The organism is Paenibacillus hodogayensis (assembly GCF_039536325.1).
Taxonomy (GTDB): Bacteria; Bacillota; Bacilli; order Paenibacillales; family NBRC-103111; genus Paenibacillus_AB; species Paenibacillus_AB hodogayensis.
Window position 1 is genome coordinate 442,427 of the sequence record NZ_BAAAYO010000001.1, and the last position, 13,932, is coordinate 456,358.

At 49.2% G+C, this 13,932-nt stretch carries 9 protein-coding genes; 2 read left to right on the forward strand and 7 right to left on the reverse strand.

Annotation, left to right across the window (positions count from 1 at the left end; genetic code table 11):
* Nucleotides 1-234: 234 nt before the first annotated feature.
* The 4 genes from serC to ABD796_RS01660 all read right to left on the reverse strand — a co-directional run bounded on the left by serC (nt 235) and on the right by ABD796_RS01660 (nt 7,207).
* The gene (serC, locus tag ABD796_RS01645; RefSeq protein WP_344901833.1) at nt 235-1,320 is read right to left on the reverse strand and encodes a 3-phosphoserine/phosphohydroxythreonine transaminase; all 1,086 of its coding nucleotides are present in this window, start codon (nt 1,318-1,320) and stop codon (nt 235-237) included.
* A 359-nt stretch (nt 1,321-1,679) separates the two neighbouring features.
* Nucleotides 1,680-3,806 carry a LuxR C-terminal-related transcriptional regulator gene (locus ABD796_RS01650; protein WP_344901836.1) on the reverse strand — a complete coding sequence of 709 codons (2,127 nt, stop codon included), beginning with the start codon at nt 3,804-3,806 and terminating at the stop codon, nt 1,680-1,682.
* A 706-nt stretch (nt 3,807-4,512) separates the two neighbouring features.
* Nucleotides 4,513-5,817, reverse strand: coding sequence for an ABC transporter substrate-binding protein (locus ABD796_RS01655; protein WP_344901839.1), 1,305 nt, complete (start codon nt 5,815-5,817; stop codon nt 4,513-4,515).
* A gap of 82 nt (nt 5,818-5,899) precedes the next feature.
* Nucleotides 5,900-7,207 (reverse strand): FAD-dependent oxidoreductase, encoded by a 1,308-nt coding sequence (locus ABD796_RS01660; RefSeq protein ID WP_344901842.1) that lies wholly within the window; start codon nt 7,205-7,207, stop codon nt 5,900-5,902.
* Nucleotides 7,208-7,346: 139 nt separating this feature from the next.
* Here ABD796_RS01660 and ABD796_RS01665 point away from each other — a divergent pair, with 139 nt between their 5' ends.
* Nucleotides 7,347-8,168 (forward strand): helix-turn-helix transcriptional regulator, encoded by an 822-nt coding sequence (locus ABD796_RS01665; RefSeq protein ID WP_344901845.1) that lies wholly within the window; start codon nt 7,347-7,349, stop codon nt 8,166-8,168.
* Between the two features lie 493 nt (nt 8,169-8,661).
* On the opposite strand, the gene ABD796_RS01670 is transcribed toward ABD796_RS01665, so the two are convergent.
* Nucleotides 8,662-9,093 (reverse strand): integrase core domain-containing protein, encoded by a 432-nt coding sequence (locus ABD796_RS01670; protein WP_344901848.1) that lies wholly within the window; start codon nt 9,091-9,093, stop codon nt 8,662-8,664.
* A gap of 124 nt (nt 9,094-9,217) precedes the next feature.
* On the opposite strand from ABD796_RS01670, the gene ABD796_RS35580 reads away from it, so the two are divergent.
* Entirely contained in the window at nt 9,218-9,496 is a 279-nt protein-coding gene (locus tag ABD796_RS35580; protein WP_425566839.1) for a glycosyltransferase, read from the forward strand.
* Between the two features lie 40 nt (nt 9,497-9,536).
* Here the strand turns inward: ABD796_RS35580 and ABD796_RS01675 are convergent, their stop codons facing one another.
* Both ABD796_RS01675 and ABD796_RS01680 read right to left on the reverse strand, forming a co-directional pair.
* Nucleotides 9,537-10,667, reverse strand: coding sequence for a response regulator (locus ABD796_RS01675; RefSeq protein ID WP_344901851.1), 1,131 nt, complete (start codon nt 10,665-10,667; stop codon nt 9,537-9,539).
* Nucleotides 10,664-13,780, reverse strand: coding sequence for a hybrid sensor histidine kinase/response regulator (locus ABD796_RS01680; protein ID WP_344901854.1), 3,117 nt, complete (start codon nt 13,778-13,780; stop codon nt 10,664-10,666). The genes ABD796_RS01675 and ABD796_RS01680 overlap by 4 nt, the downstream gene beginning before the upstream one ends.
* Between the last annotated feature and the right edge of the window lie 152 nt (nt 13,781-13,932).

Genomic DNA, 13,932 nt, shown 5'->3' on the forward strand with positions numbered 1-13,932 from the left:
GGATACCTGCGATTCAATTTACCACGGAGACTTCAATTCCGGTATTATACGATGGTATAGTTTTGGGAACTGTTAAGCACGGACTATAAAAAAACAACGGCAGTCCAGGGCACAAAAGAATGTCCTAAACTGCCGCTGCTTTATTGAATAACGTTCTCCCTAGATTAGTAGAAACTTCCTTTCGTATAAGGCTGGGTGGTACCCCCATTGTCAAAAGACGGTTTCACTAGAGTTCTATCCGTATCGCCTTTGAAAATCAACCAGAAATGCGCCTAGCTCCACGCACGCCTGGACCGGAACTGCATTATACGCCGATGCGCGCAGCCCCCCGACGCTGCGATGGCCAGCCAATCCCTCAAATCCGTTACGTTCGGATGCCTGGACAAATAACTTCTCCAGTCCGTCATCCAGCATACGCCAAGTCACATTCATCTTTGAACGGTCCGACTCCGCAATCATCCCTTTGTAGAATCCTCCGCTGCGATCTATGGCGTCGTAGAGCAGACTGGCTTTTTCAGAATTGCGCTCTTCCATTTCCTTGATTCCCCCCTGACGCTTCGTCCATTCAAGCATCAACTTCATCATGAAAACGCTATGGACGGGCGGCGTATTGTAGAGCGAACCGTGTTGCGCGTACGTGCTGTATTTAAAAATCGCTGGGATCTGTTCTGCGCATCGCTCCAACAAATCCTCCCGAATCACCGCAACGGTCACGCCGGCGGGACCGAGATTTTTTTGCGCCGCTGCGTAGAACATCGAAAACTTCGTAAAGTCAATAGAGCGACCAAGCAGGTCGCTTGTCATATCGCCAATGAGTGGTATGTGACCGGCATCTGGAAGGACATGAAATTGTGAGCCTTCGATTGTATTGTTGGTCGTAATATGGAGGTAGGCACTGTTCGCCCCCGGCCGAATTTCGTCGATGCCGGGAAGACTGCTCCAGTTTTTCTCTTTTGTGCTTGCCGCAACATTTGCATCACCAATCGTTCGTGCCTCAAGAAAAGCTTTCTCGGCGAAGCTTCCCGACAAAATATAGTGTCCCGCCTTGTCATGCGTCATGAAATTCATTGGGATCAACGCGAATTGCATACTCGCGCCGCCACCCATAAACAAGACTTTATACCCCGAACGAAGGCCCAGAAGCTCTAACAGCAATTGACTTGTTTCCACAAACAGTCGCTCCACTTCGCCGCTACGATGGGACATCTCCATGACAGACATACCGGAACTCCCGTATTCGATGAACGTCTCTTGCGCTTGCTGCAATACTTCCAGCGGCAGCGCCGCCGGCCCCGGACTAAAATTGTGAATACGATACATGTTCCTCAACCTCCCCGAATAAATAAACAACAAAAAACGCCCTCCGTCCAATTGGGACGAGGAGCGTTCGCTCGCGGTGCCACCCAACTTGACCGAACATGACGCGCATCATTCGATCCTCTTGGTTCCGCGATAACGGGCGAGCCCGGCTGACTTAGGAAACATCCCAAGCAGGATGCTCTTGACGAAAACGCCTCCGAGTTGGATACTCTTCATAGGCATGATCCGATTTGCTGATTGTACTTAAGATAAACCCGCTAACCAGATTTGTCAATATCAGATCTACCGGCACTTTCGCACGAAGATATTCGAGTCATCTGGAACCAGCAGACCGTTCCCCGCGAACAAGGTCGGCCACTTTATTCCATATGTTTGCGTGTGGTGTCGGCTGCGCTGGTACTCCCCCCATCAGGAGTGTCAATAAGATGCCCGGGGCTCATTGGCATATTTCTTCCGATTTGCCCGTGTCGGGAGTCGGGGCCTTCGTACAGCTTTATCATCAACTGCGCCCGGTTTTTAACACCGTATTTGCCGAACATATGGGCCAAGTTTTTCTTGACTGTAATTTCGCTCAAATGCAAGTGAGAGGCGATTTCCATGTTGGTTTTACCCCCCAGCAGCAGCACAGCGATTTCTTTCTCTCGGACGGTTAATCCGGCCAGCCGTTCGGAATCTGTTTTGATTCCGATGCTCGAAGCCATGCGATCCAGATAAGCTTGCAGCCTAACGCCGCGAAGGTCGATCAGGAAGGTCGGCGATGGCGTGTCCTTGCCATAATCATGGTGCAGCGCTTTCGGCACCTCTTCGAATCCGAGCCGCCGGAGCAGCGTCTGATAAAAGGGCAGCGGTGTCGAAGCCAGCAATATGCCTCCGGTCAAAATGTGAGAGAAAACGAAGCTCAACAAGTCTCTTCTGGCCGAAGCGTCTTCCGGGTCGAGCGCGTCGACCATACGTATGTACCAGCCGCTCTGCGTTTGCCGAGGTACGGCAAACTCTCTTTTCCGGCTTGGCGTCAACCCTTTGAAGTAGGCGCGGCTTACCGGTTGTGTCGTCAAATAATCGAGCGTGTGCTCGTTAATGGGAATCATGACGACAAGCCCGATTAGCCGGCCTGCCTCGTTTCTGAGGAGACGCACGGCGTCAGGGCACAGTGCAAGCAGGCTGCGCGGGTCGAGCAAATCCGATTCTTTACGATCCTGGCTGGCAGGTACGATCAAGTCGTACTGCCGGTCCGTTTCGTGGTCGACGAAGGAAACTTTTTTGTCCCGGGATTCCGCTGTCCTTTGCTGAAAATAATGGACAACCTCGTTCACATTGTGCCCGTCCATCGTCTCCAAGTGATGGGAGGATACAGAGAGTGGCGGAAAAAATACGGCTCGAATCAACGAGTCACCCAGATGAAAGAAAAACTCGCCACGTTCCCACGAAATATCTTGGTTGGTTGAGTTTTGCCGCAATTTCCGATCGTAATAATGGACACAGCGCCGGGATAAACGTTGGTAAGTCTCGGGCATTCGGGCACGAAGATCTTGGCGGATGGATTCCCGCATCAAATCGTGCAGCACCCATCCCCGTTCAGTGAACCGGACAAACGAAAGTTGGGTCAACCGTCGGAAATCGACAGCCTGGACTTCTTGTTCGATGACGTGGCCGAGCAAATCCTGATGGAAATGCCGAAGCATCGATGCGGCCTCCAGAAGCTTCTGCAAGTTCTCATCCGTCACCTCTCTCAACCAAAGGTGGACGAGTCCGTTCAGCACCTCCGTTCGATCCGCTCCCTCCATGCGTTTTGTAGAACCGGCGTGGATTGTAGAGGCTGCCAAAGAAAGTGTGAAAGGGTGTCCTCGAGTGAACCTCCACAGCTCCTGCATCATTCCCTCTTCCAGAATGCCAATCTTCCCCAAGTATTCGCACAGCGTCTCATAAGGGAACTCCGACAGCGGCAAGGGGCGGATCATCCGGCGCCATCCTGGCGAGACCGCCCATTCACCTCGTAAGGGAAATCTGCCGGCTATTATGACCAGTACGTTGCCGGGTAGCCGTGCGATGAACTCCTGCCTCAACCACAAGTCCAACCCGCTCAATTCCTCATAAGTATCGATCGCAAGCACAATTCGGTTGTCCGCCGCGAGCGCATTCAGTTTCTTTAGACAAGCGTCCGTCCAGTTGGCGATCGGCATCTGTTCGAGTTCGTCTGCGACATCGAAATCGGAACGGATAGAGCCTAGAACAGACAGGAACCGCCTTGCAAACGCTTCAGGGGAATGGATAAAATCCCGGCTGCCCAACAGAATGAACGAGGAGCCGTTCTTCTCCAAAACGCGGTGAAGCGCGTCGAGAAGAAAGCTTTTGCCGATGCCTCCCGGACCATAAATATTCACAATGCGCTCCGTTTGCCCACTACGGTCAGCAAACTGACGCAGCAGTTCAAGCTCGGCTTCTCTGCCGATAAAAAAATGATCTTTCCATTGCCGCAATGATTGCACAGTACCCCAACCTCACTTCAAGCCGAATTCCATCACATACTATCCCAATATACCTTGATTATACCAAAGTTTAGTATCCAATTCATATCCGCATGGTAGCATTTACCTGATTAGGGAGAGAACTCGCTGTCGCCTCCGAAGGCGGCTTTCCCGGATTAGCCGAGCTTCAATTTCCGCGCACGGACACAAACCGTTTTTTTAGGTATTTGGGGCTCAATAACTAAAAAAAATAGGCAGACGAAATCTACTCTTGTCTGCCTAGGTGTATTTTTATGCATACTTACATATTCTTCTATGATTGATGCTATTGAACCTTACCGTATTGGTTGAGTATGTGGATGGATGGTCGGGAGTTTCAGAAAATCGTGAAGGAGACGCCATTGTCTTACAAAAAAAGGTTATCCAGTTCCAAACTCGATTCCGTTCCTCTATGATCATTCCATAGTCTCATCACTTCCGCTACCTGTCGTCCTTGAGGATATAGATCATCGTTTTGGGTTCGCTCTATGAAAACGTGAAAAGGGCCCCAAATCTTTGGTTGAATGGTGTTTGTCCGAACAACATCACCCAAAGAGAGGGGCACCTTATTTGATGAAAATCTACCACATCCGTCCACAAGCAGCAAACAATTCGCCCGTCCCTTAACCAAAGAGAAGAAGCGTGTGTTGACCAGTCTCGGCTTGGATGAATCGGTAGGCTTAAAATATTACTTGCTCTTTTTATTCAGTTCATCCTGAATTGCTTTATCTGAGGCTTCCTGTACTTCTCTGAGAATCGTATTGATATCCTTTGTACGAAGCGCCAAGTCCTTCGCTACTCCGTTGAATTTGCTAACAACAATTGCTGTGTAAGGGTTCGACGGTGCCATTTTGGCCTGTTTCACTTTGAGCGCTGCTTGAACGTTTTTTCCTTTCAGGATAGGCAGATCAGATGCGAAATCTTTACGGATATTTTCATCCGCAAGAGCAGTCAAGCGGCCTTTCCGGTTGATCACAGACTGTACTTCCGGCGACACAAGAAGCTGAAGCACTTTGAATGCGTCATCCTTATGCTTGCTTGTTTTGGAAATACCTATCATTTTCGGGCCGCCGTCAATTGTTGTGTTCGGCAAGTCCTTAAACGCTGGGGCGCCGACAAGATCGAAATTCATATTGGGATTATTTTTCCCGATGCTCGTCGCCAAGTCCGTAATCCAATTTAACGTCATGGCGACCGTTCCATCTTTTACAAAATCGGCTGTCTTCATCGGGAATTCGTTGTTCACAATCATCCCCGGTACTTGATAAAACCCTTGAATAAGTTCTAAGACGGCCTTGTTCGCAGGATTATCTATCAACGCCTTGTTTGTTTGCGGGTCGACGAAAGCGATGGATCGTATCCGGGCGAGTTGTTCCGGAGTGTTTACGACTAATCCCCGGTATTGTACGCTGCCATCTTGGTACGTCAACTTTTTGGATAGCTCAAGCAACTCATCCCACGTCAATCCGTCCTTCGGGTAAGGAACTCCACGCTTGTCAAAAAGATCCTTATTGTAAAACAAAGCGTATTGGTTAATATCGAACGGAAGGCCATACACCTCCCCCTTCGAACCTAATTCCTTGACCCAGTCGATATTCGGCTTTGCGAATTTATTCATATCCAGTTTACTCGCCTTGATCTCTTCCTTCATATCATAAGGGATATCCATATCCACGAATGTGGAGTAACGAGAATTCGCCGTATAGAACAAATCCGGAACGATATTCGCGGCAGCCAGTTTCTCTGGTTCGGTCCGATCCAGCTTCATCGTGATGTGCGGATATTTTGCTCGTACGGGTTTTACGATGAATTCATCGAAGTCTTCATCGCTCAAGGAGAGATAGTACGGAACCATCGTAAGCTCGACGGGCGCCTTCGCTTTTTCAGGCTCTTGTGAAGCAGATGTGGGTTTTGTCTTTTCCCCAGAATTACAACCTGTGGCCATTAGTAAGCCAGCAATAAAAAGTACTGGCAATGTTAAACGATTTTTCATGAAAGCGCCTCCTAAATAATGTGATCGCCGTTAAGCCTCCATAGCGAATACGGACAGCAGCTATCGTACGCTTCTGCCAGGCTTATCTTTTTAATGGAACGATTGCCTGATGCTTCGCCAAAACCGACCTCAGCTCGTCTAAATCAATTTGGCGAACGGAACTATTATTTTGTACGGCGATAGCCGCTGCGGCTCCAGCTGCCTGACCGGTCGCCATGCAGCTTGCTTGAACGCGATAAGCAGAGTTGGCCTCGCGATCGCCAGAGATGCAACGTCCAGAAACGAGTAAGTGCTCGCTCCCTTGGGGTACTAACGCGCCATAAGGAATTGTAGGCACGATGCCTTCCGCAAGCGGACGAATGTCGATCGTATTCCCCGAATCGCTGTGTACATCAATCGGATAGAAGCTGTAACATACGGCATCTGGCCAAACGTACCCGCTGGTATACGCTTCACAGGTCACTCTAGCTTCTCCAACAATTCTTGAAGTTTCGCGGATTCCACATTCGTTAGCAAAATAGTTAACCTGAAGCTGCTCACATCCCGGCACCTTTCGTAGTAACCTATAAATCCGCGATAAAGATTGACGTGCTTTTAATTCTGCTTCACTGCGCAGCTGGGAAGTAGAACCGTCAATCCCTGGGATGTGCATATTATTTCCACCAGCCGTTATTAATTCCCTCCAAAAAGGGACCCCGCCTGGAACATGATCCGTCTCGAAGATCTCTCCAGCAGCAAGCGATTGCTTATAGATTCCGTGCAATTGAACCTGATCGACCTGCTCCAAAGAATAGCCGCTGAGATTGTAGATCAACGTTCCTGGCTGCAAGCTTTTGCTTTTTTCACGCTCATACCCCATAAGACCCGCTACGTTAGCATCCCCAGTGGCATCGATAATTTTTTTCGCACGCAGACAGCTTAAGCCTGATTTTCCGGCGACCAGTACATATCGCCAATGCTCATCGGAGTCAATGTGAACCGGCATTTCGTGAAATCTCAGAACAACCTTTGCATCCAAACATAAATCGTCCAGCACACTACTATATACAAACCGATTTACACTGATCTGATGTCGCGGATGCTGGTTGTTCTTGTATGGAACTGTAAAATCGGGGAGCACTGCGCCTCCGCGGCGCTCCGTTTCCCTAATGACTTCCCAACCGATGCCTGCGATAACCTGGTTCCCCCAAGCATGGAATAGTCCAGGAAAATTAACCGACGCAACAACAGCTGTCCCTCCGAGAACCCCATTTTTCTCCACCAGCGCCGTTTTTATGCCTATTCTCCCAGCCTGTATTGCCGCTATACAGCCGGCGGAGCCTCCTCCGAACACGATTAGATCATATTCATCTGTAATCGGTACTTTGGAATTAAATAAATATTGTTCCATTTACGAACACCTTCACTCTTTAATTTGCATAATATACCATCTCGAGTGGTTATCCATATCTTAGTACAATCAAGTTACTTTAAACACTCACTTTTTTGAGTTATACTATATACTAATTTTCCAGTGAAAAGGAGCTATCGTGAACCCGACACCTTTAAGCGGACAAGTCCCATATTTACTATATTTCATGCATTGGAAACGGTTAGATAAGTTTGTTAATTACGAGGACAGTCATCCTAGCTGGCTTATATTTGCCGTGGAAAACGGTTCATTCTATTATAAGATTGGAACGCATGAAGGCAACGCTTCCTTCGGCGATATCATTGTCTGTCCGCCTGGAGAAACTTTTCGCCGGGTTGTGAACAGTCCTGTTTCATTGTTTGTGATGTTCGTTGAATGGAGAGATTGTGCGGGAAATCCAATTAAGCTAACAGAAGCAGAATCGCCGCCGACGGGCAAAATCAATATTCGCGACGTCTCACGTCTAGCTTCCAATTTTCGATCGATGAGCCTGATGGGTAACCGTCATGACCCGTGGACGAGATGGCAGTTGAATCATTATGCGGCTAACATTTGGCTTTTATTATGTGAAGAACTGCAAGAGAACCCCTTGCATGCTGCCGATTTGACCAATTCGCCATTAGACCCCATAGCGGAGGAGGCCTCCATGTTAATTCAAAAACAGGCATTCCAGGACCTTAGACTTCTGGATATCGCGGAAGCGTTACAAACCAGCCTTTCTCAGCTAAGTAAGCGATTCAAGAAAACATTCCGAATAACACCTATTCAATATCTCACGCAACTCCGCCTAGAGAAAGCCAAATCCTTACTGCTGGAAACCGACCTAACCTTAGATCAAATTTCCGAATGCTGCGGTTATCAAAATGGATTTTATCTCAACCGTGTTTTCAAAAAACACGAACACGTCACACCGATGCAGTTTCGAAGAAACCGGGTGTAATGTATTCCGATCTATTACAGACAAGTTGGGGATCAGCGTGGGGGCATTTCGGATCTGAAACCATGTTTCCCCGATTATGCTTTGCTGCTACGTTTTTCGAGCGATTGATGAAATTCAAGAGCAGAAGCAGATCAATTTGATAATTGAACGGAAGTGACTAATGAACATTCGTCTGTTGAATGACTCTGATGCCCCAGTGTACAAGGAAGTAAGGTTGCGTGCATTGAAAAATGATCCTGATGCATTTGGATCAACGTATGAGCAAGAAGAAACTTAACCTCTGGGGCACTTTATAGAAAGGATACACCATCACAAGCGTTGCATAAACGTCGAATGAATAATTGGTAGAAGATTCAGAATACATTTTTCGGCCCAGTTATCCAAAAGGTTGAGCATCCGTTAAAGGTAGCCCTGCCCACTGTAATGCTCCCCATTGTCAAGACACGATTTTCTGAGGAATAAGTTATGTCCTTCTTCTCGTGGGCCTAGTGTTTTAGGATGCGATTTTTTCAATAGGGTGGGCGTAAAATTGGTCGGGCTTCGCTTCATTAAGAGATTGGTGAGGGCGTTCCTGATTATAAAATTGGACATAACGAGCTATCCCTTTGCGCAGCGCGCGAGGGTCTTCGAATTCATTCAAATAGATGCACTCGTATTTGAGCGAGCGGAAATAGCGTTCTGTGCGGCTGTTATCCGTCGCTCGGCCCTTACCATCCATCGATACCTTGACGCCTTCCTTCTCCAGCAGCTCGAGGTAATCCCCATTGGTGAAGTGAGATCCCTGATCACTGTTCATCATCTCCGGCTTACGGTGGCCAAATGCGCGCCTCAGACACCTGAGAACAAAGCCCTTCTCAAGCGTACTGGAAAGCTCATAGTCAATCACTTTACGGCTGTACCAATCGATGATGTTGAACAAATACATCCGCCTTGTGGTTTTCGCTCCGGTGGCAATATATATTTAATGATTTCCCATTGGTCGTCTCGTATCTCGTATCGTCTTTTCATAGGTTAAGTTTACCAGTTCTTAAGCTATTTCGATAGTTTGCATACACGCCCTAGGAGAATGCTTAAACTTTGGAATTTCCAAAAGTAGGTATGAGACTATCGCAAAATGTGACGATGACGACTACTATGCTCCCAACTATCTTGCACAGCAAGTTAATACTCTGGAGCGTAAAAACGCCGATCTGGTCTGTAAGAGAACGGTTTTCATGTACTTCGAAAAAAGCAAAACACTCGCTAATTCAAAAGCGAAGCGGAGTAAAAGGCGCAACATTAGTATTTCGAAAAAAACTGTGGGAACATATAAAGTTTCATCCAATTAGTATCGGCGGAGACTCTACGTTTTTGCAACAATGTGTATCTTCAAAATAAGGAGTAAGGGTTCGAAGCTATGGCGGAAAACTCCATGAGGGACGTCTCATCGCTTTGAGTGAGCAGTTCCACGGCTAGCCCATGATAGGCCGTGGCATCCGCTTCCCTGTTCATAAGCAGTAGAAGCGCGACCATCTTGGCATGAAGCCGCTCATTTAGCGGCATGAGCTGCGACCATTTTTTCATCGGGTTCAGGGCAATATCATAGCGATGCTGCCGGGCATAGGTATTCGCTACAGCTTCCAGCAGCTCCACATAGCTCAGTTCGAGTTCAGCCTGACGCGAAGCTGCCCACACATAGCCGCTGCCTGTCAAATACCCGTCCCCGTATAGTCGGATTGCTCGCAAAGCGTGTGCAAGCGATAACGTTTGCTTGTAAAGGCAATACTCCTCCTCATAAGCGCTAACATCATGATAAGCAACGGCCCATTCAAGCCGGTAGCTGCCGCCCGCCGTTTTCGTCTGATTGATGATATTATGTAGGCCACAAATTTCGAGGTCTTTCCGAAGCTGGTAAATCGTCGAATAAAGCGTAGCTTGCGCTTGCTCCACATCGCGGCCGTTCCAGATATCATCCAGAATTTGTGCTTTGCTGACCGGCTTCCCGTCATGATGATGCAAATAAGCCAGCAGCTCTCTCCCCTTTGAATTGCGGAATTGGACTTGCTCGCCCTTCTCCGTCGTCACAACAAAAATGCCGAAGCTTTGGACGGATTTCCCCGGCTCTATATCTCCTACATCGGCTTTATAGGGTACGATCCGTTTCATACAGCGTTTCAGGGTCCTGACCAGATCTTCCTTAGTAATCGGTTTGAGCAAGTAATCCACCGCTTCTACATCAAAGGCTTCGCGGGCGAATTCCTCATAGGCGGTCAGAAAAGCAATCTGGATATCCGGTCGGAACGTTCTCAGTCGTCGCGCCAACTCCAACCCATGAATGCCCGGAATTTCCATATCGAGCAGCACCAGATCAATTCGCTCTTCCGCCACCAGCACATATTCCAAAAAACTTTTGGCACTAACAAACAGTCCGTGAACCTGGACTTCGTTCGCCTCTTGCAGCAGCTTGCCAATTCGATTAAGGGCAGGCTGCTCATCGTCAACGGCAACGACTCCGATCATGCTAACTTTTCACCACCTTCGGATCTAATGGCACGCGGAACGCACAGGGTGACCTTGGTGCCGTATCCGTCCCGGCTTTCGATTGCGAGTCCTTGACCATACAGCCGGAGCAAGCGCTGATGAATATTTTTCAGTCCGACCCCACCGCTTCCTTCTCCTTCTTTCGTGAGGATGGACTGTGCCGCAGCCGGCATTCCTTCGCCGTCGTCTTCGACGGAAATGACGATTTCTTCCCCCTGCATGCGAACCGTGACCGTCACGGTCCCGCCATTTTCCTTTTTGGTGACACCGTGTCTTACGGCATTTTCCACTAACGGCTGCAGAGTTAATGGAGGCAGCCAACAACCGGCCTCTTCATCTACCACATAGCGAACGCGCAGTCGCTTTCCGAATCGGGCACGCTCAATATACAAGTAAGCCTCCGCCAGCTCCAGCTCTTTCCGAAGCGAAACCTCTCTCTCTTTGTTTTTGAAATCAAAGCTGCCTCGCAAATACCGGCTTAAGTGCAGCAGCAAATCATGCGCGTTTTGCGGTTCGTCCAATGACAGAGAGAGAATTGTATTCAGCGTGTTATACAGAAAATGAGGCTTGATCTGCGCCTGAAGGAATGCCGTCTCCGAACGGACGACCTCTTCCGCCGAGCGCTTCGTCTCCAGCAAAGAACGTGTTCTCGCTCTAAGCTCATGAGGATGAAAAGGCTTCGTCAGGAAATCGTTCGCCCCCGCCTCGAAGCCGCAAATCAAATCCTCCATCTCGCTTCGCACCGTCGTCAGCAGAACGGGAAGCTCGGAGAGTGCATACTTTTGACGGATAAGGCGGCACGTTTCATAGCCCGAAAGCCCGGGCATCATCACATCCAAGATGACCAATCCGATCCGCCAGCCGTCGCTGTCCAGAAGACGCAAGGCTTCCTGACCGCTTGCCGCCGTCAAGATCCGGTAAGATTCGCCTGCCAATGCCGCCGTTAACACCTTCAAATTAACGGGATCATCATCGACGGCCAAAATGGCTTGTCCGTGCTTGTCTTGGCCGTCCAAATCAAAGATTTCATCTGTTACCGGCTGAGCGGAAGGGAGATGAGACACCGACCATCTGTCTTCAGCCAGCTGGAATTCGGAAGTCTTGATGTCCCTCCCCTCGCAGACGGGAAGGGTAAAGGAAAACACGGAGCCTTTGCCGGCCTCGGAAGTGACCGAGATTCGACCTCCATGCAGCTCGATCAATTGTTTCGCGATGCCGAGTCCGAGCCCTACTCCCCCGTATGGCTGGGCAACAGAAGTTTTGGCTTGCTCGTACGCTTGAAAGATTATCTCCAGCCGGTCAGCCGGAATCCCGATGCCCGTATCGGCAACGCTAATTTGCAGCATGCTTCCGACCGTATTGGCGCGGACTGTGACTTCCCCCTCAGACGTAAATTTGATGGCATTGCCGATCAGATTGTACATGATCTGGAGCAGCCGGCTTTCATCGGCAAACGCTAAAGGTAACTCGCCCGGCCACTCCATACGAAGCGTGACATCCTTTTCCCCAATATAGTGTCGGAACACTTCCTGTTGTGCCGACACGATGGCACGGATATCGATCGGACGTTGCTGCAATCGAATGCCGCCATTCTTCAATAAGGATAAGTCTAGAATATCGTTGATCAAATTGGACAGCCTGCGGCTCACCGAGATGATGAGCGCAAGCTTCTCCCGCTCAGATTCGCCCAGAGAACCGGCCTTTCCGTCGAACAAAGCCATTGATAAATTCATGATTCCGTGAACCGGCGTCTTCAGTTCATGTGAGGTGTTGGCCAGAAACTCGTCCTTCATACGGTCCATCGCCATCAATTCATCCGTCATGCTTTCAATCGTACGATAGGCGTTTGTGAACCGCCTGGCCAGTTCCAGCGCTTCAATAATAACCAGAAGAAGAAAACCATAGGTTCCTAGCTGTACATCGGTTCCAATCATCATGTCATTGCTGTATAAAATATCATGAACGGCCGTGGCGACGAAAAGGAGCCACCCGGACAGCTGTAGCAACGCTCCTTTGCGGCCGCGCCACAAAGCGAGTGTGAAGCCACAGAGGATGTAAGCAAAGCCGAATAGCGAGACTAACTGAAAATAACCGATCGTACTCGTGAACCATTCGGTAGGAAGCAGCACGACCGTCCCGACAAAACCGCATCCGATCCATGCGAGCACTTTGATCGCGGTACCGTTAAATTCCTTCGGATACAATTCGCGAACGAACAGCATGGCGATTGCGACTCCGCCGTAAAAAGTCAAATACTCCATAGCGATAACAAGGCGGATGTCCACATACGGAATGATATGGACCAAATAAATGTCGCCTACCACCAATTGACGGACAGCTCCAAGCAAACAACAGATGGCGAAGTATAAAGACGATCTTTCCGCCCTGCGCAGCAAAAATATAGCAATTTGGTACAAACCGAGCATCGCGCATCCGCCGAATACCGCCATGTCGACAATCGTGCTGCGTTCCTTCATAGCCATCATCTGACGTTCATCACCCAGCGTCAGGCTAAACCAGATGCCTCCCTGTGGGTAAAGATGATTAGCCACCTGAATGAGCAGAACAAACTCGCCTGCCGGCGGATCAAAAGCGACCGTTTGCGGTAAATAGGCAAACTGCATGTCTGAGAGATCCGCTGCAACCGTTCCAGCTTCCGCAAGAACCCGATCGTTGATCATCATCTTGTACGCAGGAGCAATTGCCGGAATTTGGAGACCGAGCGAGCCCGTATGTCCGTTCGTCAGCACCTTCAAGCGGTACGTTGCATAGCCGTGACCCGGCAATCCGTTTTTCGTCCAAACACCTGGGACTTTCGCGAACCTATCGCGAGTAACGGCTTGTTCGTTCCCATCGAAACGGTCGTCATTCGTCAACAACCGCTCCCACTGGAAAGACCAACTTCCGTTCAGTCGTATGGGGCCATCTTGTTCCAAACTCCATTGCCGCAAGTCCAGCACGCCGTCCTGAACACGAGGCTGGACTTTAGAGGAAGTCAGCCCATTCGGCGGCCATCCCAAAGCGGTCAGCAAAACGAGCACAACTATCCCAAGCGCCGCAAATCGGCTTCTCCTGCTATGAGCCTTTTTCACCCTAATCACCTTAGTCTCTGTTTCGACAATCTCTCTTTAAAAAACAATCCCTTTGCATTCGATTCGACAACGTACGGCAATATCCTCCCTCCGGACAGCATCAAACCGGCCCCAGCCTAAAGGAAAATGTAGATCATAGTTTAATCCAGTAC

Excerpts from the sequence above, each read along its gene's own strand:
- serC (WP_344901833.1), bottom strand. The coding sequence starts at position 1,320 with ATGTATCGTATTCACAATTTTAGTCCGGGGCCGGCGGCGCTGCCGCTG.
- ABD796_RS01655 (WP_344901839.1), bottom strand. The coding sequence starts at position 5,817 with ATGAAAAATCGTTTAACATTGCCAGTACTTTTTATTGCTGGCTTACTA.
- ABD796_RS01660 (WP_344901842.1), bottom strand. The coding sequence starts at position 7,207 with ATGGAACAATATTTATTTAATTCCAAAGTACCGATTACAGATGAATAT.
- ABD796_RS01670 (WP_344901848.1), bottom strand. The coding sequence starts at position 9,093 with ATGTATTTGTTCAACATCATCGATTGGTACAGCCGTAAAGTGATTGAC.
- ABD796_RS01675 (WP_344901851.1), bottom strand. The coding sequence starts at position 10,667 with ATGATCGGAGTCGTTGCCGTTGACGATGAGCAGCCTGCCCTTAATCGA.